Genomic DNA, 22,956 nt, shown 5'->3' on the forward strand with positions numbered 1-22,956 from the left:
GGTGCTTGCGCGCGACCTATAATCGCACCGATATCACGCTCGCACCGCACATCATCTATACCCGCCACGACGATCTGTTCGTGGACGGCGTCGTGCTCGAGCGTGATGGCAAGCCGCCGCGCGAATTGAAGCTTGGGACGTTCAAGCTGGCTGGGCTCAACGGCGTCGGGCTGACCGAGCGCGACTTCGATGCCAACCCATTGTTCGCCGCCAACGACCCGAAATATGCCGAAGCTGCCTTGATGGCGGTGGAGGCTTAACGCCCGCGCGCTGCCAGACGGCGGCGCACCCTCGCGACACAGACGACCGCCACGCCGGCGACGGCGGCACCGATCAGCATATCCGCCAGATAGTGCGTGCCCTCGACCGGCGTTGCCAGCAGCATCGCCCCGCTCAACACCACCACCGGCCAGCGCAGCCGCAGCAGCGGCCAGCCGGCCGCGATGTACAGCACCGCACTTGCCGTATGGAAGCTGGGTGCGGAGACAAGGCCCCGCAGCGCCCCCAGATCGACCTCCAGCAATGTATGCGCGCGCAGTTGCGGGATCAGTTCGGCCTCGTACAGTGCGCTTTCGGGCAGATAGGGCACGGGGCCATGCCACAGCGTGGCGAGCGGCCCGACTGCGGGAAGATAGCGGAACAGCAGCAGGCACAGCACGGCGGCGACCCAGAAGCTGGCGATGAAGGCGCGCGTCTCGGTGCGTTTGTCGGCCCAGGCGCAATAGCCGAGGATCAGCGCGGGCGTGACGAAGATGCTCTGATAGGCGGCGGTCCCCAGCAGTTGCAGCGTGCGGTGCGAAGCCACCGCGCGATACCAGGCGAGCCAGTCGAAATGGAGCGCGGCGTCGATTTGCTGGAGCAGCGGATCGATGCTGCCGCGCGTATCGGCGGCGAGCGGATAGGTGGCGACCGCACCGAGCAAGGCGATCCCGGTAAACAGGCCGACCGATTCCGACAGATCGCGCGCGACGCGCTGCGCCGGGCTGGCGGGTGCGCGCATCGAATAGCGCAGGCCGAGCGCCAGCGCGGCAAAGGCGGCGAAGATCAGCGCGCTTGGCGTGCGCGGGTTGATCGTCATCCCGGCATCCCACAGCAGCGCCCCGACGCACACCGCACTGACCGCGAACCCGAGCACGAGCCAGCGTCCCGGGATGAGGCCAGGCTGCGCCGTGCTGCCGGGATAGAGCGGCGCGGGGAGCGTGAAGAAGGTGGTGGTGGGACGGGTCACGGGGCGCCTGATGAGCAGACGATGTTCGCAATCGCCGACTGGGAAGGGGTATGCGATGCCGCGAACGGCTACCCTTCATGCCGTGAACTTTTTATGACGTCCAGATGACATTTTGGTGGAGGAGGGGGCGAACCCCCTCCTCCTGCACAAATCAGCGATAGCAGACCGTCACGCGGCGATGGTGACGCCATTCGGTGTGGCAGCGCGGCCGATGCCGATCCCCGCCATAATAACGGCCATGGTCGCGCCAGTCGCGGCGGTCGCCACGGTGATCGTAGCGATGGTCATAACGGGGGCCATCGCCGCGATAATCCTGCGCGGAGGCGGCGGTGGAAACACCAAGCCCGGCAACCATGAGCCCGGCGGCAATAAGGTGGGTCAGCTTCATGTCCTGTCCTTTCGGCCCGTCGATCGGGCGTGAGGAAACACTTACGCTTTACTGTCGCGATGGTTGCTGAACGGGTCTGTAGTGTGGCGTACAGGTTGGCGCGTTACAGCGCGATGCCGAGCCGTGGCGCGAGCGCGACCATGCCGAGATACAGCAACACCGTCAGCGCGCAGCCCAGCCCGAGCGCGGGCCAGAAGCCGATCCCGGCGCGCAGCAAAGCGGGGATGATGAGGAACATCGGCAGCGAGGGCAGTACATACCAGAAGGTCGCCTGGACGTGCGCCGCCATATTGGCGGGGTCGGGCTTCTCGCCCCACAGCCAGATCATGCCAAGCACCGACACCAAGGGCAGCGACGCCACCAGCGCGCCAAACCCCGGATAGCGCTTGGCCAGCGTCGAGGCGATGGCAATCAGGATGCCCGAGATCAGGGCTTTGAGCGCGAGGAACAGCATGGCCTCTTTATGGGGCCGGGCGCGGGTGAAGGCCAGCGGCGATGCGAGGTCTTGCCGCCGAGGCACCGTCGGGCGCAGTTGCGGGGGCGGCGGCGGGTCGAGTAGGCTCAGCGGATGGCGATCACGCTGCATTCCCGTTTCGCGGTCCATCCCGGTGCGTGGCTTCGCGCCGAGGTGATCGATCCGCACGGCTTGTCGGTGACCGACGCGGCGGCCAAGCTCCACGTCACGCGGCAGGCGATGAGCAACTTGCTGGGCGCGCGTGCCGGGGTGTCGGCGGAAATGGCGATCCGCTTTGAGAAGGCGTTTGGGCTTAGCGCCGATACGTTGATGCGGATGCAGGCGGCGCATGATCTGGCAGCGGTCAGGGCGCGGGCGGGGGAGATTGATGTGGAGCGGGTGGGGGCTTAGTTTTTTGCAGATTTTGTCAGCAGTCGGCAGGCCATTTCTAGAGAACCCCATCGGGTTGCAAATGTCTCAGAAATCTCCAGCCAATCCCCGTGCTTACCCTGCCCATGGTTCGCGCCCATACAGGAGCACTGACAGTCGTGACCCTTTGCGTTCCAGCATTGTTCAGCGCATACTTCTTGCTCGCGGTAAGGCTGAATGACGTAAACGCTTCCGAAGTAATCAAGCATTTGCTTAACCAAGTCATTGTACCATGATGCAGGCACTTCCCAAAAGCGAAGCTTAGGAAACCATTCTGGTATAGTATGCCTATCTGCCCTGACCCAATTTTGGGTAGAACCGAACCAACGAATAGGATCGTTCGAGATTTGAAGCCGTAGTCTGAGCTTCCCCGATTCACGTCGAAGCAATACCGGTACGGCTTTCTGATTCCAGACTCTTCGCAGCCGCTCCTCGTTGTCCATACCCTCACCAAATCGTTTTCGACTAACTAATAACCCGGTTTTGCCTCTAGCCTTCGGAGCTGAGCTAAAATTTGTCGATTTCGAGTTCCGCTCGAAAGCCTAAGCAGCCTTCAAATCTCGCAACGGTAGCGCCGTTGTCTCCAGCGTCGCCAGATCCAACTTGGTCGAGGCATGGTCGATATCGATTCCTACGATATTTCCCACCGCATCCAGATCGATATTGACCCCGTCCACGACTTCACGCGTTTCCACCCCGTCGGCGGCGTTCAGCTCGATATAGATGCTGTCGGTTTCGGCGTAATAATGCAGCTTCATCACTGGGCCTCGCGATAGGTGCGGTCGAAGAAGGCGTTGTGGACGGTTTGGAGCATCGTGCTCTCACTGTCGTGTACTTATACCGTTCGCCCTGAGCTTGTCGAAGGGCTGCGTTCCAGATATCCGCCATCTTGTGTGGCATACAGGGCTTCGACAGGCTCAGCCCGAACGGGGTTAGGGTTGCTTCAAACTTAAAGCACGGTGCTATAGCCGTCGGCGAGCGTCGCCGCGATCCATTCGCGCTGCAGGTATGGGCGCTTGCGCAGGACCTGCTCCTCGAAATAGCGTGTGGTCTTCACCCCGCGAACGCCGCTACCGCATCAGTCTGCCCGAAATCGTTTCCGACAAACAGCAGCGGGCAGTTATGCGCCGTCGCCAGCGCATAAGCGAAGACGTCGCAGATGTTGAGGGCGGCGGGATGGTGACGTTTGCCCCAGCGGAGATAGGTGCGCACGGCGGCGTAGCTGAGCTCTACGGTCAGCGGCTCGACGGTCAGCGCGAGATCGTCGATCAAGCGCGCCATTTCGCCGTGCAAGTCGCGACCGGCCGCGACGATCAGGGCTTCGGTCAGGGTCGGTGCCGCGATGCGGATGTCCAGCTCGCGGGCGACGACGGCGCGGCACGCGGCGGCTTCGGGTTCGCCCAGCAGGATCGCCATCAGCGCCGACGTGTCGACGACGATCATGCAGGCAGGCCGTTATCGTCGTACAGATAATCCGCGCTGCGGGCGGCGCTGGACCTGCCATCGGGGCCGCGTTCGCGCGCCGCCGCGATGGCGCGATCGATGGCATCGAGACGCCGTTGGCGCACCGCCGCCATGTCGACTTCGTCGGTGACGCGCGTCAGCCGGACGGTCGGGTGGCCGCGGCGGGTGAGCGTGATCTATTCGCCTGCTTCCGCGCGGCGGACGAGGTCGGTGAGTTGGGCTTTGGCGTCGGATACGGAGATGCGCATAAGGCGGGTCCTCTTGGACCAAGTAGATAGACCATTTTGTGTGTTTGGCCAAGTGGTCGCCCCGCGCTGCCCCTCTCTCCGACCAGTTTCGGGTCAACCGTGCCCCGCACGGTTGAGGATCGTCCGGGGGACGATCCGACCCGAAACTCCCCCAAGGGGGAGAGGGAGAAGAATTAACCCACCGTCACAAAGCTATCCATCACCCGCTTGCGCCCCGCGCTCTCGAAATCGATCTCCAGCTTATTGCCTTCGATCTCGGCGATCAGGCCGTAGCCGAATTTCTGGTGGAACACGCGCATGCCGACCGCCACGTCCGAGCGGCCCTTATTGCCGAGGCTGATCGCCGACGCGCGCGATTCCTGCACGCGGGACGGTTCGCGCGAGAAGGTGCGGCTGGTGAAATCGCCGCCGGGCTTGGTGCCGCCAATCCCCGCCGCGCGCTGCCAGCCGGGGCCGCGGCCGGTGCTGCGGGCGACATTGGCGAAGGGGTCGGCGCGTTCGGACCAATTGGCGCGCCACAGGCTTTCGCCGCCCGCGAGACTCGATTCCGCCTCGATATGTTCGGGCGGCAATTCGCCGACGAAGCGGCTGGGGATGCTGCTGGTCCATTGGCCGTAAATGCGGCGGTTGGCGGCGTGCAGGATGATCGCGCGGCGGCGCGCGCGGGTGATGGCGACGTAGGCGAGGCGGCGTTCTTCCTCCAGGCTCTTGGTGCCGCCTTCGTCGAGCGCGCGCTGCGACGGGAACAGCCCTTCCTCCCAGCCGACCAGGAACACCGTGTCATATTCCAGCCCCTTGGCGGCGTGGATCGTCATGATCGTGACCTTGGGGTCCTCGGCCGAGGCCTCATTATCCATGACGAGGCTGACATGTTCGAGGAACGCGCCCAGCGTCTCATATTCCTCCATCGCGCGGACGAGTTCGGTGAGGTTTTCGAGCCGCCCCGCCGCCTCGACCGATTTCTCGGCCTGGAGCGCGGCGGTATAGCCGCTTTCGTCGAGGATGATGCGCGCGAGGTCGCCATGCGGCAGCTCGGTCATTTGCGCGCGCCACCGCGCCATGTCGATGACGAGGTTGCCGAGCGATTTGCGCGCTGCGCCGGTCAGTTCATCGGTGTCGAGCAGCCGCGCAGAGGCGGTGACCAGCGGGACGTGCTGCGCGCGGGCGAGCTGGTGGACCTTGGCCACGGCCTTGTCGCCAAGCCCACGCTTGGGGACATTGACGATGCGATCGAAGGCGAGGTCGTCGGCGGGCTGCGCCACCACGCGCAAATAGGCGAGCGCGTCGCGGATTTCGGCGCGTTCGTAGAAGCGAAAACCCCCGATGATGCGATAGGGGATGCCGGTGGCGATGAAGCGGTCTTCAAACTCGCGCGTCTGGTGCTGCGCGCGCACCAGAATGGCGATGTCGTCGAGGCTCTTGCCGGCCCTTTGCGCGCTTTCGATTTCCTCGCCGACGCGGCGGGCTTCCTCGGGGCCGTCCCAAACGCCCAAGACCTTGACCTTCTCGCCCGCGTCGAGCTCGGTCCAGAGCTGCTTGCCGAGGCGACCGCTATTGTTGGCGATCACGCCCGAGGCGGCGCCCAGGATGTGCGGGGTGGAGCGGTAATTCTGCTCCAGCCGGATGATCTTGGCGCCGGGGAAATCCTTCTCGAATTTCAGGATGTTCTCGACCTGCGCGCCGCGCCACGAATAGATCGACTGGTCGTCATCGCCGACACAGGCGATGTTCTTGCGCTCCTGCGCGAGCAGGCGCAGCCACAGATATTGGACGCTGTTGGTGTCCTGATATTCGTCGACCATGATATATTTGAAGCGGCGCTGATAGTCGGCCAGCACCTCGCGGTCGCGCTGCAGGATGACGAGCATGTGCAGCAGCAAATCGCCGAAATCGCAGGCGTTGAGCGCGATCAGGCGGGTTTGATAGGCGGCGTAGAGTTCCTGCCCGCGGCCATTGGCGTAGAGCTCGCTTTCGCCCGCATCGATTTGCGCGGGCGTGAGGCCCTTATTCTTCCAGCCGTCGATCAGCCCTGCAAGTTGGCGCGCGGGCCAGCGTTTCTCGTCGAGATCGGCCGCCTGGATGAGTTGCTTCAGCAGGCGCAACTGGTCGTCGGTGTCGAGGATGGTGAAGTTGCTTTGCAGCCCGACGAGTTCGGCATGGCGGCGCAGCATCTTGGCCCCGATCGCGTGGAAGGTGCCGAGCCACGGCATCCCCTCGACCACATCGCCGACCAGCCGCCCGACGCGGTGGCGCATCTCACGCGCGGCCTTGTTGGTGAAGGTGACGCTGAGGATCTCGCTCGGCCAGGCTTTGCGGGTGGCGAGCAGATGCGCGAGCCGCGCGGTGAGCGCGGCGGTCTTGCCGGTGCCCGCCCCGGCCAGCACCAATACGGGGCCTTCGGTGGTCAGCACGGCTTCGCGCTGCTGCGGGTTGAGGCCCGTCAGATAGGGAGGATCCTGGGGCGAGGGCGCGGGGAGAATCATTGGTGAACAGGTAGGGAACGCGCGGGCGTCGGGCAAGCGCGTCTTGCGAGCGGTTAGGCCGCCGGGCTTGGGATCGGGTCGTTGCGCGGCGTGTCGGGCGCGGTCTCGGCGGCACGGGTGGCGGCAAGCGTGCGCATCAGCCCCAGATATTTGTCGGTGGCGCTTTCGATCGTGAAGGTCGCGGCGGCGGTGCGACGTGCGGCAATGGTCGCGCCCGAATCGGGGGCAAGCGTCATCATTGCCTGTGCCAGCGCGGCGGCATCGCCGGTCGGGACCAGCTGGCCGAGCGTGCCGTGGCCAAGCAGATCGGCCATGCTGCAACAGCAATCGGTCGCGATGATCGGCAGCCCCGCCGCCAGCGCCTCGATCACCACGGCAGGCACGCCCTCATAATCCGAGGACAGCACAAAGGCGTCGGCCTCGGCCAGCCAGGCGTCGAGCGGATCGACATGGCCGGGCATATAGACCGACCCGGCAATGCCGAGCCGCGCCGCCTGCGCCTCGAGCGCGCGGCGTTCGGGGCCTTCGCCAAGGATGCGCAAGGTGTCGTCGGGCTTGGCAATGCGCGCAAAGGCCTCAAGCAGCAGCGCGAAATTCTTCTGCGGGGCAAGGCGACCGACCGCGACATAATGTCGGCCCGGCCGCGCGCGCACGACGGCATCGCGTGCGGCGGCCAGGCGGCGGAGGTCGGCATCGGCAAGCGCAGGGTCGGCGATCACGCTGATCCGGCTTTGCGGCACGCCGACCAACCGTGCGATTTCGCCGCGCATCGCCGGGGCCATGCCGACGAAATGGTCGAGGTGCCGACCCTGGATGCGCAGCCAGCGGCGATAGAAATAGCGCAGCGGCAGCGGCATGTCGGGGCGGACGAGATCGTTGCTGATCTTCACCACGATCGGCGGACAGGCAGGCCCGAGCGTCAGCTTCAGCGCCACCGCCAGCGCGGTATAGGTGTTGCCCGCGCAGAACAGCACGTCAGGGCGCTGCCGCGCGATGATCGCGGGGATGCCGCGCAGCAACGCCGCGAAGCGCGTGACCCCGCGCCCGCGCGGCTTGGGATGGACTTGCGACAAGGCCTGCAAAGCGATTGGCGGCGCGATGCTGGCATCGGCCACGACCATCTGCGCATCGACCCCGGCGATCGTCCAGGCGGCATGCAGCCGCGCGGCGATGCGTTCGACCCCACCGGGGGCAAAGCTGTTCAGGAAGGTCAGCACGCGCAATGGAGCGCGCTGCGTGCGGTTGGAGCCGCGGGCAAGATGCTGTTGCGCGCGCTGGCCGATGTCCCCCGGTGTCGAGGCGACGTCAAACATGATGATAGCCCCCTCCAGCTCGCCTTTCGCCCACGCCGCTTGCATAAGCGAGCGGGCCGCACTGTGCAAATCGTTCACCGATGACGGCACCCGACACCACCCGTTTTTCACAATCGGCAGCCCTGCGTTCGGTGGCGACCTGCCCCACGGACCTGCCTTTGAGGGCTGGCTTTTGATACTTTAGGCGGGTATCGGGCGACCAACCGCACCGCGCGTCATCAACCCGTAACACAACCGAGCGAAGGCCTTCAACGGCATGGCTACCACCTTCATAGCGTCCCCCGAATCGGCGACGGACGCTCCGCACGGGCCGCGGCTCGATCATCGACTGCACCCTGCTGGGCGCTGGATTTTCCTGGCGCTGCTGGTGGTCGGGGTGGGCTATGCCGGCTACAGCATTCTTGTCGATACAGCCCAGGTGGGCGAGGGGCTGGCGCTCGGGACCTTTGCGTTCCTGGGATTGGCGCTGCTGATCGCGCTTGGCTTCGAATTTGTGAACGGCTTCCACGACACCGCCAATGCGGTGGCAACGGTGATCTATACCCATTCGATGCCCGCCGCGCTGGCAGTCGTGTGGTCGGGGTTTTTCAACTTCCTGGGGGTGATGCTGTCGAGCGGGGCCGTGGCCTATTCGATCATCACGCTGCTGCCGGTCGACCTCATCCTCCATGTCGGCAGCAATGCCGGCTTTGCGATGATTTTCGCGCTGCTGCTGGCGGCGGTGCTGTGGAATCTCGGCACCTGGTATGTCGGCTTGCCCAATTCATCGAGCCACGCGCTGATCGGATCGATCCTTGGCGTCGGCCTTGCCAACCAGCTTATGACGGCTGGCACGGGCGGCACCTCCGGCGTCGACTGGAGCCAGGCGACCAAGGTGCTGACCGGCCTGTGGATGGCACCGTTGATCGGTTTCGGTGCCGCGTTCCTGTTGCTGCACGTCATGAAGCTCGTGCTGCGCAATCCCAAGCTGTACAGTGAGCCGGAAGGCACCGCCCCGCCGCCCAAGGGCATTCGCGCCCTGCTCATTTTCACCTGCACTGCCGTCAGCTTTGCGCATGGTGGCAATGACGGGCAGAAGGGCATGGGGCTGATCATGCTGATCCTGATCGGCTGCGCGCCGACGGCCTATGCGCTGAACCGCACCATGCCCGAGAGCGCGACGCCTGCGTTCGTTGCGAGCGCCAATGCCGCTGCCAACGCCTTTGCCGCCCATGCCGGATCGAGTGCAGCGCCGACCACCCTTGACGCTTCACGCGCGGTGCTGACGCGGGCGTTGCAGGCGCGCCATGCCGACACCCCGCAAGTCTTTGCGGCTGCCGACGCGCTGTCGCGTGATCTGGGGCATCGGATCGGCAATTACGGCTCGCTCGACAAGGTGCCTGCCGCTGCGACGCCTAACCTGCGCAACGACATGTATCTGGTGCTCGACAGTGCGCGGCTGGCGACCAAGGACAAGGACGCCTCCGCCAAGATCTTCAGCGCGGCAGAGCTGACGGCGATCAAGGCGTATCAGACCAATTTGGAAAAGGGCACGCGCTACATCCCGGTGTGGGTCAAGGTGATCGTCGCGCTGGCGCTGGGTCTCGGCACGATGGTCGGCTGGCGGCGGATCGTCATCACCGTTGGCGAGAAGATCGGCAAGTCGCACCTGACCTATGGCATGGGCGCATCGGCCGAACTGGTCGCGGCGGGAACGATCCTGGCCGCCGAAGTCTATGGCCTGCCGGTGTCGACCACGCACATCCTGTCGTCGGGCGTCGCGGGTGCCTCGGTTGCGAGTGGCGCTGGCTTGCAGCCGCGCACGATCGGTTCGATGGCGCTCGCATGGGTGATGACCTTGCCCGCCGCGATGGCGCTGGCGGGCGGGCTGTATTGGGTGTTTCTGGGCCTGACCAAGATGTGATCGCGTTCCCTCTCCCAGCGGGTGAGGGTGGCCGAGCGTAGCGAGGACGGGTGAGGGTGGTCGGGCCTGCGCCGCCTTCGCGCGCGTCGCCCTCACCCTTCCGGCGCTTTGCGCCTCCCTCCCTCTCCCGGTGGGAGAGGGATTGGGGCTTTAACCCCGGCGTAGCAGCGTGATTCTGGCCTTGCCGTGGACGCGGCTGACGTCTTCCGCGAAGCCTGCGACTTCGACCAGTTCGGGCTTGGCGGTTTCGATGCTGATCCAGGTCGCATCGCCGATCCAGCCGAGCCGCGCGAGCTTGTCGAGCGCGACCGCGCCCGCGCCGCTGTCATAAGGCGGGTCCATCACGATCAGGTCGAGCGGGGCGACCGCATGGCCCAGCGCCAGCACCGATTGCGCGCGGACATCGGCACCGATTTCCTTGGCACCGCCGAGCTTGGTGATGTTGGTGCGCAGCGCGTCTAGCGCGGCCTTGTCCTGTTCGACGAAGATGCACGAGGCGGCCCCGCGTGACAGCGCCTCCAGCCCGAGCGCGCCCGATCCGGCAAACAGATCGGCCACGGCCAGATCCTCGAAACTGCCGAGGCGGCTGGCGAGCATCGAGAACAATGCCTCGCGCACACGGTCTGCGGTGGGACGGGTGGCATCCCCCTTCGGCGCGACGATCGGACGACCGCGCCACTTTCCAGCGATGATTCGCATTACTTCCTGGTCCGGCTCTTATGGGTCTTGACGGTACGCGGCTTGGACGGGCGGGCCATGGCCTTGCCCGGCGTGCGCGGGGTGGATTTGTTGGGCGCGCGTTCGGTACGTTCCGGGCGCTCGGTCCGTTCGGCGCGGTCGACCGGCTTGGCGTCGCGCGGCGGCTTGGCGCGGACGTTGCGGCCGAGTTCGGGGTTGAACACGCGCTTGGGGCGCGTGTCGGCGACGGGCGCGCCGGTGCCGGCCTTGGGCTTGGCGTCGTAGAAGCGCTTCACCTTGGTTGCCTTGGTCAGCACCACCGGATCGCGACCGGGCTGCGCCTGACGCGCAGGCTCGGCAAAGGCTTCCTTGTCGGCGCGGTTGGCGGTCGCCTTGGTGATGCGCCGCACCGGGCGCGGTTTGGGCAGCGAGGTGGGGGCGGTGGAATCGTTGGGGTTGATGCGCCCGCGCGCGGCGGGGCGGGGCTTCTCGACCAGCTTGGGCGCTTCGCCGCCGCCCTTGCGCGTCGGGTCCTTGCGGAAGGCGACGACGTCATGCTGCTTCACTTCGCCGATTTCGCCGACGGGCAGATCGCCCAGCACGAACGGGCCGTAGCGCGTGCGGATCAGGCGCGAGACCTTAAGCCCGAGATATTCGAGCACGCGGCGCACTTCGCGATTCTTGCCCTCGGTCAGGATCAGTTCGATCCAGACATTGGCACCGGTGCGGCGTTCGAGATTGGCGTCGATCGCGCCATAGCGAACGCCCTCGATTTCGACGCCGTGGATCAGCTCTTCGAGCTGTTCCTGCGTGATCGGGCCGTAGGCGCGGGCGCGGTAGGCGCGTTCGACGCCGGTGGCGGGCAATTCGAGCTGGCGTTTCAGTTCGCCATCGGTGGTGAGCAGCAACAGCCCCTCGGTCGCGAGATCGAGGCGGCCGACCGGAACGAGGCGCGGCAGCCCCTCGGGCAGGCGATCATAGATGGTCGGGCGGCCGGCCGGATCACGCTCGGTGACGAGCAGGCCGGGCGGCTTGTGATAGAGGAACAGCCGCGCGGCGGCGGGGGCCTCGACGGGTTCGCCATCGACGGTGACCCCGGCGAGCGAGGCGAGAATGGTCGCGGGGGTATCGAGCACGACACCGTTCAGGGCGACGCGGCCTTCGGCGATCATGCGTTCGACTTCCCGGCGCGAGGCGACGCCCGCGCGGGCGAGGAGCTTGGCGATCCGCTGTTGCTCTTTGGGGCGATCTTTGGGGGTTGCTGGTCTTGACACAGCGCCCTGATAGACAATTTGTGGGAAAGTGCCCGTATAAAATAAATTGCGTCCTATCTCGTAGCCGAGCGTTCAGGCACGGGTGCGTAACGAGGGCGGGACGCGCAGCCTGTTGAGCGCGGGCACGAAGTGGGTGGTGGAAACGATGCTGTTCGCCAGAAAGAAGCGGCGGATCTCCAGATTGCTGCTCGTCGAGGACGAGCCGCTGGTCGCGTTTGATACAGAGCATTTCCTGCGCGAGGCCGAATTCGAAATGGTCGCGACGGTCGATCGCGTCAGCGATGCGCTCGCCGTGATCGCCGATGCGCGCGAGATCGATCTGGTGCTGGTCGATATCAGCCTGGCCGATGGCAGCGGCATCGATGTCGCCCGCGCAGCACATCAGGCCGGGGTGCCGGTGCTGTTCGTCACCGGGTCGTGCCCCGAAGGCGGGCGTGCGGTGGCGGCGGGGTGCCTGTCCAAACCTTATGCGCAGCGCGATCTGCTCGCGGCGATCGCCGCGATCGAGGCGGTGCTCGACGGCAAGAAACCGCGGCGCGTGCCGGGCGGGCTGAGCTTGTTTGCGGGTGTGGCGGAGGCGTAGGTCGCCATCGGTCTTGCCCGGCTTGGTCCGGGGCTGGTCCGGGTAAGGACGATCGTCCGGCCCATCCCTGCGCATCACCCTTTCACTGGTGATTTTTGACGCTAGTCTCCGGCACGCGGGCTGATCTGTTGGCTTGAGGCTCGAAGGGGACACTGTGACTGTTACGGAAATGCGCGAGGATCCTGCACCGCCGATCAAGCCCAAGGGCTGGCGGCTGCTCAAGGCGGCGCTGCAGACGCGCAAGGCGGCATCTATGCTCGCTTTCAGTTTCTCCTCGGGTCTGCCATTCGCATTGCTGATCGGGACGCTGACGGCGTGGCTGGGCGAAGTGAAGGTCAACCTCGCGACGATCGGCGTGCTGTCATGGGTCGGGCTGACCTATGCGTTCAAATTCCTGTGGTCGCCGCTGGTCGATCGTACGCGCCCGCCGCTGCTCGGGCGGATCGGGCGGCGCAAAAGCTGGATCGTGCTCTGCCAGGGGCTCATCATCCTGGGCTTGATCGGGCTGGTAGTGACCGACCCCACCGTCCACATTGCGCGCTTCGCCTTGTTTGCGTTCGTCGCGTCGATCGGTTCGGCGACGCAGGACGTGGCGATCGACGCGTGGCGGATCGACGTGGCCGACGAACGCACGCCGGTTGAACTGCTGTCCGCAATCTACCAGCTCGGCTATCGCACCGCGAGCATCGTCGGCGGGGCGTTTGCGCTGTTTCTGGCGGCGCGCATGTCGTGGCCGACGGTCTATCTGCTGATGGCGTGTCTGATCGGGGTGATGCTGCTGATCGCCTTGGCCGCGCCCGATACCGAACGCAGCCCCGATGTCGCCGCCGATTTGCTCGACCAGCCGGGCGAGATTGCACCGCGTGCCCGCGCCATCGCGCTCCTCATTGTCGGGTCGAGCTGGGTGTGGGCGATCGTCCGCATCATTGTGTTCATGACGAGCATGCTGGCCGAGGTGCCGCCGGGCGGCAAACGGCCGTCGGCGGGGGATTTCCTGAAATATAACGGGCCGCTGATCGTGCTGGCGACGGTGATCGTTCCGCTGATCGTGGCGGCGGTCCTCAACTGGCTGAAGCTGCGCGGGCATCAAGTGCAGGCCGTCGTCGATACGCGGGTGTCGCCGGCACGCACCATCGCCAACCACCTTTACCGCGCGCTGATCGCGCCGCTCGCCGATTTGACCGAGCGGATGCGCTGGGGGGTGCTGGTGGTGATCGGGCTGATCCTGACGTACGCCTTGTGCTACAATGTCTGGGCCTCGTTCGCTTATCCGTTCTACCTCGATTACATGCACTATACGAAGGACGAGGTGGCCTTCGCGTCCAAGATCTTCGGCATCGTCATGTCGATTATCGGGGTCAGCGTCGGCGGCTATCTGTTCGTGCGGATCGGGCGGTTTCCAACGGTGCTCATCGGGGCGGCGCTGCCGATCTTCGGCAATTTCCTCTATGCCGATCTCGCCGATGGTGCGCCCTATATCGACATCGTATTGCAGACGCTGCGGCTGGATGTGCTGGCGCAGGCGCTTGGCGGAGATCTGCGCATCGCACGGCTGCTGCTGACGATCGCCTATGAGAACGTCTCGACTGGCATCGCAGGCGCGGCGTTTGTCGCTTATGTTTCGGGCATCGTCAGCAAGAAATATTCGGCGGTGCAATATGCCTTGCTGTCCTCCTTGACGTTTCTTATCGGGTCGCTGGGCAAGGGCTTTGCGGGCGAGTTGATCGACAGGATCGGCTATGCGGCGGTGTTCCGCGAGGTTGCGGTGCTGGGGCTGCTGGCGATCGTGTTCGTGTTGCTCGAATGGTGGCGTTCGACCCGCAGCAGCGCGGCGGCGGTGCGTGGGGAAGGCTGATGCCGGGTGTTTCGATGACCCCGCGCGGGCGGGACTAACTGGGCGGAGCGCGATACCGATGTTCTACCTTCTCACCATTGCCATTCAGGTGCTGTGCGTGATCGATGTGATCCGCAACGGGCGCAATCAATTGTGGATCATGGCGCTGGTGTTCCTGCCGCTCGCCAGCACGATCGCTTATGTCGTGCTGGAGGTGTATCCGCGCTTCCAGGGCAACCGCCATGTCCGCACCGCGCGGGCGACGGTGGCGGCGAAGCTCGATCCCGACAAGGACGTGCGCGCGGCGCGTGGGGCGCTGGCGCTGGCCGATACCGTCGCCAACCGCATGCGGCTGGCCGATGCGCTGGCGGCGCAGGGAAATTATGGCGAGGCGCTGCCGCTGTATCGTGAGGCGACCGAGCGCGGGCCGGTCGATACGCGCAGCGCCGAGAAGCGCGCCCGCGCCGAGTTCGAAACGCACGATCCGAACGCCGCGCTGGCGACGCTCGACGCCGCGCCGCCCGCCTCGGCACAAAGCGACCGCGACCGGATCGGCCTGCTGCGCGCGCGCATTCTCGATGCGCTGGGGCGCAAGGACGAGGCGCTGGCGCTCTATGCCGATCTGGTGACGCGCTTGCCGGGGGAGGAGGGGCGCTGCCGCTATGCCGCGCTGCTGCTCGAACAGGGCTGGGACAAGAAGGCGCGCGAGGTGCTGGAAGAGGTCGAGGCGCGGATGAAGCTGCTCGACCGTCAGCAGCGCGCCGCGGAAGCCGAGATGTACCGCTGGGCGATGGCGCGGCTGGGCGAGTTGCGCGCGGTCAAGGCGTAAGCGGCCGCCCGGCATCGGCAAAGGCACTCGCGACGGCGGTGATGCTGGCGAGCACGCCATCGGGGCGGCGCAGGCCGATCAGATCGCCCAGTAGCAGTCGCGCGCTGTCGGGCGCGGTTTCCGCCCGGTCGACGATCGTGAGGATGGTCGCCTCCGACGCCGTCATCCGCATGCAGCAGCAGGGCGCGATCGTGATCGGGCAGGTCGCATTGTGCGCGAGATCGGCCATCATCGTGCGCATCAGCAGCAAGGGGCGGCGGAAATCCTGACCGAACGCCTGGAACAGCGCGCTCGCGGCATGCGCGTCCTTCAGGCCATGCGCGCCCATCCGGCGAAAGGCGAACAGCAGCAGCCGCCGATTGGGATCATCCGGCATCGGATTGGGCAGGCTGGCCGAGTAGCGGGACGGCGAGGTCGGCGCGGATGACGAATTGGGGGCAGTGGTCATGGCGATGCTCCGTTGCAGGGGAGCATCTTCCGAGATTCGCTATTGCAAGTCAATCGCAATAAAGAAGGGTCAGTCGGGTGCTTCGTCGTTCGCCGAGAGCACTTCACCGGCGAGGTAGAGCGAGCCCAGAATCAGCACGATCGGCGGCTCGGCCGGGTCGGCGATCTCGGTGATGTCTAGGAGGGCGGTGGCGACATCGGGGGCGGTATGCGCGGCCAGCCCAAGGTCGTGCGCGATGGCGGCGAGTGCTGCGGGCGCGTGATGCTCGTGGCTGGGCACCGGCACCGCGTGTAGCGTGGTGGCGACGCGCGCGAAGGGGGCGAGCAGGCCCACGGGATCCTTATTGGCGAGCATCCCCAGCACCAGATGCACTTCGCTGCGCCCGATGCCGGGATGCGCGATCGCATCGAGCGTGGCGGAGATGGCAGCGGCAGCGGCGGGGTTGTGCCCGCCATCGAGCCAAAGCTGGCTGCCGGGGGGGAGCAGGGCGGTCAGCGGGCCGGCGTGCAGCCGCTGCATCCGCGCGGGCCAGCGCGTGTGGCGCGCGGCGGCGCTATAGGCTTCGGGCGGGATAGCGAGCGCGCTCTGGTGGCGCAGCAAGGCGATGGCGAGCGCGAGGTTTTCGGGCTGGTGCGGCCCGGCGAGCGTCGGCAGCGGGGTTTCGACCTGGCCCGCGGCATCGGTATAGAGCAGTCGATCGGCCTCCACGGTGAAGCGCCAGTCGGTGCCGGTCGGCAGCACGGTCGCGCCCGCCGCCTGCGCGACCTCGGCGACGCGCTGTGTGACCGAGTCGGAATAGCGCATCGTGACCAGCGGAACCCCGGCCTTGGCGATGCCGGCCTTTTCGCCCGCAATCGCTTCGGCGGTATCGCCCAGGAAGCTCTGATGATCGATGCCGAGTTGCGCGATGCCGGTGGCGACCGGGCGCGTCAGCACGTTGGTGGCATCGAGCCGCCCGCCGAGCCCGACCTCGATGATGCATGCATCCGCGGCCGTGCGGCTGAAGGCGAGAAAGGCGGCGGCGGTGGTGACCTCGAAGAAGCTCGCGCCGATGCCCTCGGCATGATCGAGAACGTCTTCGAGCAGTTTCGCCAGAGCGGCGTCGTCGATCAACCGGCCCGCCACGCGGATGCGCTCGTTGAAGCGCACGAGGTGCGGACTGGTGTACACGTGCGCGGTCAGCCCGGCGGCCTCGATCGCGCTGCGCAGGAAGGCGCAGGTCGAGCCCTTGCCGTTGGTGCCCGCGACATGGATCGTCGGCGGCAGCCGGTGCTGCGGGTTGCCGAGCCGGTCGAGCAGCGCGGTGATCCGCTCCAGCCCGAGAATATCGGCACCGGGCGAGAGCGACCATAAGCGGTCGAGCTGCGTTTGCACGGCGGCATTAGTGGAGGTGGCGGTGTCCATTATAAACTCCCCTCCCGCTCGCGGGAGGGGCTGGGGGAGGGGTTGGGAATACCCAGCAAGCTCACCACCCGCGCGATCTCGGCCACGACCCCATCAAGGTTCCCCAGCACGTCGTTGTTCCAGAAGCGAATGACCTGATACCCTTCGGATTGGAGATAGCGCGTACGCTCTTCGTCCTGCTCGCGCCTGTCGCCATGGGTGTCCCCATCGACTTCGATGATCAGCTTGAGGCTGCGCGCGACGAAGTCGCAGATGAACGGGCCAATCGGCACTTGGCGGTTGAAGCGGAACCCCGCGACCTTGCGCGCACTGATCGCGCGCCACAAGCGGACCTCGGCTGCGGTGGCGTTGCCGCGTAGCGCTCGGGCTTTGGTCCGTTGCTCCATTCCCTCCCCCAACCCCTCCCGCAAGCGGGAGGGGAGCTTGATGGTGCCCCTCCCGCAAGCGGGAGGGGAGTATTGCGCCTACGCCGCCTGCTTCGCGCCGCAGAGGTAATCGATCAGGCTTGCCAGCGTCGCGCGCAGGTCGCGGCGGTGCTTCACCATGTCGATCATGCCGTGTTCCAGCAGATATTCGGCGCGCTGGAAGCCGTCGGGCAGCTTTTCGCGGATGGTCTGCTCGATCACGCGCTGCCCGGCGAAACCGATCAGCGCGCCGGGCTCGGCAATCTGCACGTCGCCGAGCATTGCATAGCTTGCGGTCACGCCGCCCGTGGTCGGGTCGGTCAGCACCACGATATAGGGCAGGCCGGCATCGTGCAGCATGGCGATCGCCACGGTCGCGCGCGGCATCTGCATCAGGCTGAGAATGCCCTCCTGCATGCGCGCGCCACCGGCGGCGGTGAAGATGATGTACGGGCAGTTGTCGGCAATCGCGGTCTCGACCCCGCGCACGAACGCCTCGCCGACCGCCAGGCCCATCGAGCCGCCCATGAAGGCGAAGTCCTGCACGCCGATCACGGCCTTATGCCCCTCGATCGTGCCACGCGCGGTGATCAGCGCGTCGCCTTCGGAGGTGGCAGCGCGTGCCGCCTTGATGCGATCGACATAGCGCTTGGTATCGCGGAACTTCAGCGGATCGTCGGGCACCTTGGCCAGCGGCACGATGCTGTAGCTGCCCGCGTCGAACACATATTGGAAGCGCAGCAGCGGCCCGATGCGATCATGATGGTCGCAATGCGGGCAGACATGGAGATTGTCCTCCAGTTCCTTGACGAAGGTCATCGTCCCGCAGCCCTTGCACTTGTGCCAAAGGTTGTCGGGCGTCTCTTTCTTGACGGGGACAACGTAAGCGAGCGCGTTGCGCACGCTGGTAAGCCAGCTCATGCGAGTTCCTTCCGGGCGGCGTGAATCGCCTGCGACAGGGATTGAATATAGGTTTTTACAGCGGCCGGTGCAGCGGCCCCATGCTGGCCGACCAGATCGACGATCGCCGAGCCGACCACCACGCCATCCGCCACGCGCGCGATCGCGGCGGCCTGTTCGGGGGTGCGCACGCCGAAGCCGACCGCAACCGGCAGATCGGTATGCGCCTTCAACCGCGTGACCGCCGCATCGATCGAGGTTTGTGCTGCCTGTTGCAGCCCGGTGATGCCGGCGACCGACACATAATAGAGGAAGCCGCTCGCCCCCTCCAGCACGGTCGGCAGGCGCGTGGCATCGGTGGTCGGCGTGGCGAGGCGGATCTGGTCGATGCCGACCGCGCGCAGTGCGGGGCCGAGTTCGGGATCTTCCTCGGGCGGGATGTCGACGCAAATCACGCCATCGACCCCGGCATCGCACGCGGCCTCGGCGAACCATGTGCCGCCACGGATCGTCATCGGGTTGGCATAGCCCATCAGCACCAGCGGCACCTGCGGATGGCGCGCGCGGAAGCTCTTGGCGATGGCGAGGATGTCGGCGGTGCGCGTGCCCGCTGCCAGGCTGCGGATATTGGCGGCCTGGATTGCGGGGCCATCGGCCATCGGATCGGTGAACGGCATGCCGAGTTCGATCACGTCCGCACCGCCTTCGACAAGGGCGTCGAGGATGGCGGGGGTGGCGTCCGGGGTGGGATCGCCCGCGGTGACGAAGGCGACGAGCGCGGGATGGCCTTTGGTAAAGGCGTCGGCGAGGCGGGTCATTCGGAGTCCTTGCGCTCTACTACCAGAATTCGCGCGGGCCCAACCGGGTGCGCGACATGTTCGTCCCCATCCTCGACCGAGACGCCGTCCCCGGCATGAAGCCGAACGACCTGCTCCACGCCATCTTCGCGATAATGCATGTCGACCACGCCTTCGAGCACGGCGAACACTTCACGGCCCGTATTGCGGTGCCAGCGATAGGGCTGGTCGGTCCAGTGCAGGCGGACTGCCACGTCGCCGAAATCGCCCAACAGGCTGCTGCCCCATGCGCGATCGGCGGTGAAGGCCTTTGCGGAAAAGGGTTTCATCGCGGCGTTCCCGGCGTTTGGGCGAGGCTGGGGATGTCGGCGGTGGGGCGGGTCATGCAAGATTGTCCGTCGGGAAGCGGACGAAGGTGAGTAGCGAAGTAAAAAACAAGATCGGTAGTCCCAAGTAAAAACCGAACACAACAAGGCCAACGACAGGACCTTCGGTAGGCTCGGGGAACAGCAACGTCGAGCCTGCGGTCAGGCACGCGCTAATCAGCGCTATCCACGGCACGGAGCGTACGAACCGGAGTTTTGCGGAGGGCTGTTTTGGTAAAGCAAAGCGCAGTGCCACTGAAAACGCCAGAATGTACAGGAGCTTCACGATGTCCGAGGCAAACGCGTTGTTCGAGCCCAGCATCCAAAGTCCTAAAACCAACACGATCAGCCCGACCATCGCAATCTGACGGCTTTGGTCGAACGATTTGTTGGTAACCGTCATATCTTCACCCCCAGCGCCTCGGCCACAGTGAAGATGTCCTTATCCCCGCGCCCGCACAAATTCGCGAGGATGATCTGGTCGCTATCCATTTCGCGCGCGCGCTTGGCGACGGCGGCGATGGCGTGGGATGGCTCCAAAGCGGGGATGATGCCCTCGGTCCGGCACAGCAACTGGAACGCATCCAGCGCCTCGCTATCGGTGATCGAGGTATATTCCACCCGACCGATCGAGTGCAGCCAGCTATGTTCGGGGCCGATGCCCGGATAATCGAGCCCGGCCGAGATCGAATGCGCTTCGGTGATCTGGCCGTCTTCGTCCTGCAGCAAATAGGTCTTGTTGCCGTGGAGGATGCCCGGCGCGCCACCGGCGAGGCTGGCGGCATGTTCCTTGTCGAGCCCGCGCCCGGCGGCTTCGACGCCGAGCATCATCACATCGCCATCGTCGAGGAAGGGGTGAAACAGCCCGATCGCATTCGACCCGCCACCGATCGCCGCGACCAGCAAATCGGGCAGGCGGTTGATGCGGCTGAGCATCTGCGCGCGCGCTTCGATGCCGATCACGCTTTGGAAATCGCGGACCATTTCGGGGTAGGGATGCGGCCCGGCGGCGGTGCCGATGATGTAGAACGTGTCGTGGACGTTGGCGACCCAGTCGCGCATGCCCTCGTTCATCGCATCTTTCAGCGAATGCGATCCGCTGGTCACGGGCCGCACTTCGGCGCCCAGCAGCTTCATTCGGAACACGTTGGGGGCCTGCCGCTCGATATCCTTGGCGCCCATATAGATGACGCAGGGCAGCCCGAAGCGCGCGCAGACGGTGGCGGTGGCGACGCCGTGCTGGCCGGCGCCGGTCTCGGCGATGATGCGCGTCTTGCCCATGCGCATCGCAAGCAGGATCTGCCCGATGCAATTGTTGATCTTGTGTGCGCCGGTATGGTTGAGCTCATCGCGCTTCAACCACACTTGCGCGCCTTTGCCTGCGGGCGCGCCTTCGCGCAAAGCGTCGGTCAGACGCTCGGCATAATAAAGCGGGCTGGGGCGGCCGACATAATGTTCGAGCAGATCGTCGAACTGCGCCTTGAAAGCCGGGTCGGCCTTGGCGGCGCGATAGGCGGTGTCGAGTTCCAGCACGAGCGGCATCAGCGTCTCGGCGACATAGCGGCCGCCGAATGCGCCGAAATGCCCGCGCTCGTCGGGCTGGGTGCGGAAGGAGTTGGGGGCGTTCATAGCGGTGCCGTTTAGCAGGTGTAGAGCGCCAGCCAACCCCGTTCGCCCTGAGCTTGTCGAAGGGCCGCACGAAATCTGGCGGGCTGGGCGGCGACGCAGTGCTTCGACAGGCTCAGCACGAACGGAATCAGAGGTCGCGCACGACCTCCAGAAACGCGCGGATCTTGGTTGCGTCCTTGATTCCGGGCGCGCTTTCCACGCCGGAGGAGACATCGACCAGCGTCGCCCTGGTCACCGCCACCGCCTCGGCGACGTTGAGCGGATCAAGCCCGCCCGATAGTGCCCAGGGCAGCGGATGGCGGAAGCCGTCGAGCAAATGCCAGTCGAAGCGCACGCCCATGCCACCCGGCAGTGCCGCGCCGGGCGGGGTCTTGGCGTCGTACAGGATGCGATCGGCGACGCCGCCAAAGGTCTCGGCCAGCGCAAGATCGGCGCGGGTGCGCACGGCGACTGCCGCCCAGATCGCCAGGCCGCTGCGCGCCTTGATCGCGGCGGCGCGGGCCGGGGGCGTGTCGTGCAATTGCAGCACCTCGAGCTGACCGGCGGCAATCGCCTGCTCCACCAGCGCATCGTCGGGGTTCACCATCACGCCGACGCGCGCGACATGGCCGGGCACGCGCGCCGCCAGTTGCGCCGCGCGGTCGCGCGAGAGGTTGCGCGGGGAGGGCGCGAAGAACACGAAGCCGACATGGCTCGCCCCACCGGCAATCGCGGCGTCGAGCGTTTCGGGCGTCGATAGCCCGCAAATCTTGGCAGTGGTCATTATGCGTCCTTGGTGCCCCGGCGGTGTCGCGGGGCGGGCGTGCTTACAGCGTCCCGGCAATCTCGCGTGCGGCCAGATCGGGGTCTTCGGCCTGGGTGATCGGGCGGCCGATGACGAGGATCGACGCCCCGGCATTCACGGCAGCACGCGGGGTGACGACGCGCTTCTGGTCGCCGACGACGCCGCCTGCCGGGCGCACGCCCGGAACGACGAAGAAGCCCTTGGGCCACAGCTTATGCGCGGCGGCGACTTCCTCGCCCGAGCAGACCACGCCGTCGACGCCGGCATCGCGCGCCAGCTCGGTCAGCCGCAGCACTTGTTCGTGCGGGTCGCCCGAACAGCCGATCGATTTGAGGTCGGCCCCGTCGAGGCTGGTCAGCGTCGTCACCGCGACCACCTTGGTGCCGAGCGGGGCGGCTGCCTTGGCATCCTCCAGCATCGCGCGCCCCCCGGCGGCGTGGACGGTCAGGATCGCCGGGTCCAGCCCGCGCAAAGCCATGATCGCCTTGGCGACGGTGTTGGGAATGTCGTGCAGCTTGAGGTCGAGGAAGATCGGCAAGCCGAGCTCGGCCATGTCGCGCACGCCGCTGCGGCCATTGGCCATGAAGAATTCGAGGCCGAGCTTGATGCCGCCGACATGGTGGCGGACCTTGCTGGCGAGCGCGCGCGCTTTGTCCAGCTCGGGCGTATCGAGCGCGACGAACAGGCGGTTGCTCATGCGGCGTGCTCCGAGGCGGGGGCCTCGACCGGGTCGGGCGATTGCGCTGCGGCAGGCGGCGGGGCCATCGCCGCGCGCAGGTCGGCGAGCGTGCGCTCGGCGGTAGCGAGGCGATTGCGCAAGCGCCAGCGCAGCGTCGAATGCCAGGCGAGCGTCGGCAGCAGCCCGGCGAGGAAGGTCAGCAACAGCAGCAGCGGCAAATTGATCAGCGCCTCCACCCCGCCCCACAATTTGAGGGTCACGCTGGTCCAGTTTTCCAGCGTGAAGATCGCCGCGATGAAGGCGATGAGGCACCAGAAGAGGATTTTCAGAAATTGCATAGGCGAAGGTTAGTGCGAACGCGTCACGATTGCCAGCCTGCTTGGTGCGTCCTTTCCTCCCCTCCCTGGAAGAGCGTTGGGTGAATAGCGCCCCGCGCTG

The 22,956-nt window shown here is 66.0% G+C and carries 27 protein-coding genes; 6 read left to right on the top strand and 21 right to left on the bottom strand.

All coding sequences use genetic code 11. The features are described from left to right. Positions 1-5: 5 nt before the first annotated feature. Positions 6-260, top strand: a complete 255-nt coding sequence (locus tag ON00_RS17660; RefSeq protein ID WP_010408216.1) for a hypothetical protein — start codon at positions 6-8, stop codon at positions 258-260. Here the strand turns inward: ON00_RS17660 and ON00_RS17665 are convergent. From ON00_RS17665 to ON00_RS17675, 3 genes are all read right to left on the bottom strand, one after another. Beyond that, complete coding sequence (locus tag ON00_RS17665) at positions 257-1,228, bottom strand: phosphatase PAP2 family protein (protein WP_010408221.1); 972 nt, start codon at positions 1,226-1,228, stop codon at positions 257-259. The two genes, ON00_RS17660 and ON00_RS17665, sit on opposite strands and share 4 nt — an antisense overlap. 151 nt (positions 1,229-1,379) lie before the next feature. After that, a complete protein-coding gene (locus ON00_RS17670; RefSeq protein WP_010408224.1) occupies positions 1,380-1,616 on the bottom strand; it encodes a hypothetical protein in 237 nt (78 codons plus the stop codon). 103 nt (positions 1,617-1,719) lie between these two features. Further along, positions 1,720-2,070: a DUF3147 family protein gene (locus ON00_RS17675; RefSeq protein ID WP_010408226.1), complete on the bottom strand. Its 351-nt coding sequence runs from the start codon at positions 2,068-2,070 to the stop codon at positions 1,720-1,722. Positions 2,071-2,184: 114 nt separating this feature from the next. On the opposite strand from ON00_RS17675, the gene ON00_RS17680 reads away from it, so the two are divergent. Continuing rightward, positions 2,185-2,481: a HigA family addiction module antitoxin gene (locus tag ON00_RS17680; protein WP_010408228.1), complete on the top strand. Its 297-nt coding sequence runs from the start codon at positions 2,185-2,187 to the stop codon at positions 2,479-2,481. Positions 2,482-3,041: 560 nt separating this feature from the next. On the opposite strand, the gene ON00_RS17685 is transcribed toward ON00_RS17680, so the two are convergent. The 5 genes from ON00_RS17685 to ON00_RS17700 all read right to left on the bottom strand — a co-directional run bounded on the left by ON00_RS17685 (position 3,042) and on the right by ON00_RS17700 (position 8,007). After that, positions 3,042-3,257, bottom strand: a complete 216-nt coding sequence (locus ON00_RS17685) for a DUF2283 domain-containing protein (protein ID WP_010408230.1) — start codon at positions 3,255-3,257, stop codon at positions 3,042-3,044. A gap of 295 nt (positions 3,258-3,552) precedes the next feature. After that, positions 3,553-3,942, bottom strand: a complete 390-nt coding sequence (locus ON00_RS17690; RefSeq protein WP_010408232.1) for a type II toxin-antitoxin system VapC family toxin — start codon at positions 3,940-3,942, stop codon at positions 3,553-3,555. Further along, positions 3,939-4,076 (bottom strand): hypothetical protein, encoded by a 138-nt coding sequence (locus tag ON00_RS21260; protein ID WP_245535602.1) that lies wholly within the window; start codon positions 4,074-4,076, stop codon positions 3,939-3,941. The genes ON00_RS17690 and ON00_RS21260 overlap by 4 nt, the downstream gene beginning before the upstream one ends. A gap of 308 nt (positions 4,077-4,384) precedes the next feature. Next, a complete protein-coding gene (locus ON00_RS17695; RefSeq protein WP_010408234.1) occupies positions 4,385-6,694 on the bottom strand; it encodes an ATP-dependent helicase in 2,310 nt (769 codons plus the stop codon). A gap of 53 nt (positions 6,695-6,747) precedes the next feature. Beyond that, positions 6,748-8,007, bottom strand: a complete 1,260-nt coding sequence (locus ON00_RS17700) for a glycosyltransferase (RefSeq protein WP_154651367.1) — start codon at positions 8,005-8,007, stop codon at positions 6,748-6,750. A 256-nt stretch (positions 8,008-8,263) separates the two neighbouring features. Here ON00_RS17700 and ON00_RS17705 point away from each other — a divergent pair, with 256 nt between their 5' ends. Beyond that, positions 8,264-9,910 carry an inorganic phosphate transporter gene (locus ON00_RS17705; protein ID WP_010408239.1) on the top strand — a complete coding sequence of 549 codons (1,647 nt, stop codon included), beginning with the start codon at positions 8,264-8,266 and terminating at the stop codon, positions 9,908-9,910. A gap of 150 nt (positions 9,911-10,060) precedes the next feature. Here ON00_RS17705 and rsmD read toward each other — a convergent pair whose 3' ends face one another. Both rsmD and ON00_RS17715 read right to left on the bottom strand, forming a co-directional pair. Further along, entirely contained in the window at positions 10,061-10,609 is a 549-nt protein-coding gene (gene rsmD / locus ON00_RS17710; RefSeq protein WP_010408240.1) for a 16S rRNA (guanine(966)-N(2))-methyltransferase RsmD, read from the bottom strand. Further along, positions 10,609-11,862 (bottom strand): pseudouridine synthase, encoded by a 1,254-nt coding sequence (locus ON00_RS17715; RefSeq protein WP_245535603.1) that lies wholly within the window; start codon positions 11,860-11,862, stop codon positions 10,609-10,611. Before ON00_RS17715 ends, rsmD begins: the two co-directional genes overlap by 1 nt. A gap of 145 nt (positions 11,863-12,007) precedes the next feature. Here ON00_RS17715 and ON00_RS17720 point away from each other — a divergent pair, with 145 nt between their 5' ends. The 3 genes from ON00_RS17720 to ON00_RS17730 all read left to right on the top strand — a co-directional run bounded on the left by ON00_RS17720 (position 12,008) and on the right by ON00_RS17730 (position 15,108). Next, positions 12,008-12,445, top strand: coding sequence for a response regulator (locus ON00_RS17720; protein ID WP_029623083.1), 438 nt, complete (start codon positions 12,008-12,010; stop codon positions 12,443-12,445). A 154-nt stretch (positions 12,446-12,599) separates the two neighbouring features. Further along, positions 12,600-14,300: an AmpG family muropeptide MFS transporter gene (locus ON00_RS17725; protein WP_029623085.1), complete on the top strand. Its 1,701-nt coding sequence runs from the start codon at positions 12,600-12,602 to the stop codon at positions 14,298-14,300. Positions 14,301-14,358: 58 nt separating this feature from the next. Next, positions 14,359-15,108 (top strand): tetratricopeptide repeat protein, encoded by a 750-nt coding sequence (locus ON00_RS17730; RefSeq protein WP_010408249.1) that lies wholly within the window; start codon positions 14,359-14,361, stop codon positions 15,106-15,108. Here the strand turns inward: ON00_RS17730 and ON00_RS17735 are convergent. The 11 genes from ON00_RS17735 to ON00_RS17785 all read right to left on the bottom strand — a co-directional run bounded on the left by ON00_RS17735 (position 15,098) and on the right by ON00_RS17785 (position 22,856). Next, complete coding sequence (locus ON00_RS17735; RefSeq protein WP_010408250.1) at positions 15,098-15,556, bottom strand: DUF6628 family protein; 459 nt, start codon at positions 15,554-15,556, stop codon at positions 15,098-15,100. The genes ON00_RS17730 and ON00_RS17735 overlap by 11 nt on opposite strands. Positions 15,557-15,625: 69 nt before the next feature. After that, a complete protein-coding gene (locus ON00_RS17740) occupies positions 15,626-16,960 on the bottom strand; it encodes a bifunctional folylpolyglutamate synthase/dihydrofolate synthase (protein WP_010408254.1) in 1,335 nt (444 codons plus the stop codon). Continuing rightward, entirely contained in the window at positions 16,960-17,346 is a 387-nt protein-coding gene (locus tag ON00_RS17745; RefSeq protein WP_010408255.1) for an endonuclease domain-containing protein, read from the bottom strand. Before ON00_RS17745 ends, ON00_RS17740 begins: the two co-directional genes overlap by 1 nt. A 78-nt stretch (positions 17,347-17,424) precedes the next feature. Then, a complete protein-coding gene (gene accD, locus ON00_RS17750) occupies positions 17,425-18,285 on the bottom strand; it encodes an acetyl-CoA carboxylase, carboxyltransferase subunit beta (protein ID WP_010408259.1) in 861 nt (286 codons plus the stop codon). After that, positions 18,282-19,082 carry a tryptophan synthase subunit alpha gene (gene trpA / locus ON00_RS17755; RefSeq protein ID WP_010408261.1) on the bottom strand — a complete coding sequence of 267 codons (801 nt, stop codon included), beginning with the start codon at positions 19,080-19,082 and terminating at the stop codon, positions 18,282-18,284. Before trpA ends, accD begins: the two co-directional genes overlap by 4 nt. Beyond that, positions 19,079-19,390: a cupin domain-containing protein gene (locus ON00_RS17760; protein ID WP_010408264.1), complete on the bottom strand. Its 312-nt coding sequence runs from the start codon at positions 19,388-19,390 to the stop codon at positions 19,079-19,081. The genes trpA and ON00_RS17760 overlap by 4 nt, the downstream gene beginning before the upstream one ends. A gap of 52 nt (positions 19,391-19,442) precedes the next feature. Next, complete coding sequence (locus tag ON00_RS17765; RefSeq protein ID WP_010408267.1) at positions 19,443-19,829, bottom strand: hypothetical protein; 387 nt, start codon at positions 19,827-19,829, stop codon at positions 19,443-19,445. After that, positions 19,826-21,055, bottom strand: a complete 1,230-nt coding sequence (gene trpB, locus ON00_RS17770; protein ID WP_010408270.1) for a tryptophan synthase subunit beta — start codon at positions 21,053-21,055, stop codon at positions 19,826-19,828. Before trpB ends, ON00_RS17765 begins: the two co-directional genes overlap by 4 nt. 127 nt (positions 21,056-21,182) lie before the next feature. Next, positions 21,183-21,818 (bottom strand): phosphoribosylanthranilate isomerase, encoded by a 636-nt coding sequence (locus tag ON00_RS17775; RefSeq protein ID WP_010408272.1) that lies wholly within the window; start codon positions 21,816-21,818, stop codon positions 21,183-21,185. Between the two features lie 43 nt (positions 21,819-21,861). Beyond that, positions 21,862-22,536: an orotidine-5'-phosphate decarboxylase gene (gene pyrF / locus ON00_RS17780; protein ID WP_010408275.1), complete on the bottom strand. Its 675-nt coding sequence runs from the start codon at positions 22,534-22,536 to the stop codon at positions 21,862-21,864. Beyond that, entirely contained in the window at positions 22,533-22,856 is a 324-nt protein-coding gene (locus ON00_RS17785; RefSeq protein WP_010408277.1) for a hypothetical protein, read from the bottom strand. Before ON00_RS17785 ends, pyrF begins: the two co-directional genes overlap by 4 nt. Between the last annotated feature and the right edge of the window lie 100 nt (positions 22,857-22,956).

Origin of the sequence: Sphingomonas echinoides ATCC 14820 (assembly GCF_000241465.1) — a bacterium.
Classification (GTDB): Bacteria; Pseudomonadota; Alphaproteobacteria; order Sphingomonadales; family Sphingomonadaceae; genus Sphingomonas; species Sphingomonas echinoides.

Coding starts and splice junctions, on each gene's coding strand:
- pyrF (WP_010408275.1), bottom strand. CDS start 22,536: ATGAGCAACCGCCTGTTCGTCGCGCTCGATACGCCCGAGCTGGACAAA.
- ON00_RS17690 (WP_010408232.1), bottom strand. CDS start 3,942: ATGATCGTCGTCGACACGTCGGCGCTGATGGCGATCCTGCTGGGCGAA.
- trpB (WP_010408270.1), bottom strand. CDS start 21,055: ATGAACGCCCCCAACTCCTTCCGCACCCAGCCCGACGAGCGCGGGCAT.
- ON00_RS21260 (WP_245535602.1), bottom strand. CDS start 4,076: ATGGCGGCGGTGCGCCAACGGCGTCTCGATGCCATCGATCGCGCCATC.
- ON00_RS17695 (WP_010408234.1), bottom strand. CDS start 6,694: ATGATTCTCCCCGCGCCCTCGCCCCAGGATCCTCCCTATCTGACGGGC.
- ON00_RS17705 (WP_010408239.1), top strand. CDS start 8,264: ATGGCTACCACCTTCATAGCGTCCCCCGAATCGGCGACGGACGCTCCG.
- trpA (WP_010408261.1), bottom strand. CDS start 19,082: ATGACCCGCCTCGCCGACGCCTTTACCAAAGGCCATCCCGCGCTCGTC.
- accD (WP_010408259.1), bottom strand. CDS start 18,285: ATGAGCTGGCTTACCAGCGTGCGCAACGCGCTCGCTTACGTTGTCCCC.
- ON00_RS17785 (WP_010408277.1), bottom strand. CDS start 22,856: ATGCAATTTCTGAAAATCCTCTTCTGGTGCCTCATCGCCTTCATCGCG.
- ON00_RS17675 (WP_010408226.1), bottom strand. CDS start 2,070: ATGCTGTTCCTCGCGCTCAAAGCCCTGATCTCGGGCATCCTGATTGCC.
- ON00_RS17775 (WP_010408272.1), bottom strand. CDS start 21,818: ATGACCACTGCCAAGATTTGCGGGCTATCGACGCCCGAAACGCTCGAC.
- ON00_RS17760 (WP_010408264.1), bottom strand. CDS start 19,390: ATGAAACCCTTTTCCGCAAAGGCCTTCACCGCCGATCGCGCATGGGGC.
- ON00_RS17765 (WP_010408267.1), bottom strand. CDS start 19,829: ATGACGGTTACCAACAAATCGTTCGACCAAAGCCGTCAGATTGCGATG.
- ON00_RS17700 (WP_154651367.1), bottom strand. CDS start 8,007: ATGTTTGACGTCGCCTCGACACCGGGGGACATCGGCCAGCGCGCGCAA.
- ON00_RS17680 (WP_010408228.1), top strand. CDS start 2,185: ATGGCGATCACGCTGCATTCCCGTTTCGCGGTCCATCCCGGTGCGTGG.
- ON00_RS17735 (WP_010408250.1), bottom strand. CDS start 15,556: ATGACCACTGCCCCCAATTCGTCATCCGCGCCGACCTCGCCGTCCCGC.
- ON00_RS17685 (WP_010408230.1), bottom strand. CDS start 3,257: ATGAAGCTGCATTATTACGCCGAAACCGACAGCATCTATATCGAGCTG.
- ON00_RS17730 (WP_010408249.1), top strand. CDS start 14,359: ATGTTCTACCTTCTCACCATTGCCATTCAGGTGCTGTGCGTGATCGAT.
- ON00_RS17745 (WP_010408255.1), bottom strand. CDS start 17,346: ATGGAGCAACGGACCAAAGCCCGAGCGCTACGCGGCAACGCCACCGCA.
- ON00_RS17740 (WP_010408254.1), bottom strand. CDS start 16,960: ATGGACACCGCCACCTCCACTAATGCCGCCGTGCAAACGCAGCTCGAC.
- ON00_RS17720 (WP_029623083.1), top strand. CDS start 12,008: ATGCTGTTCGCCAGAAAGAAGCGGCGGATCTCCAGATTGCTGCTCGTC.
- rsmD (WP_010408240.1), bottom strand. CDS start 10,609: ATGCGAATCATCGCTGGAAAGTGGCGCGGTCGTCCGATCGTCGCGCCG.
- ON00_RS17670 (WP_010408224.1), bottom strand. CDS start 1,616: ATGAAGCTGACCCACCTTATTGCCGCCGGGCTCATGGTTGCCGGGCTT.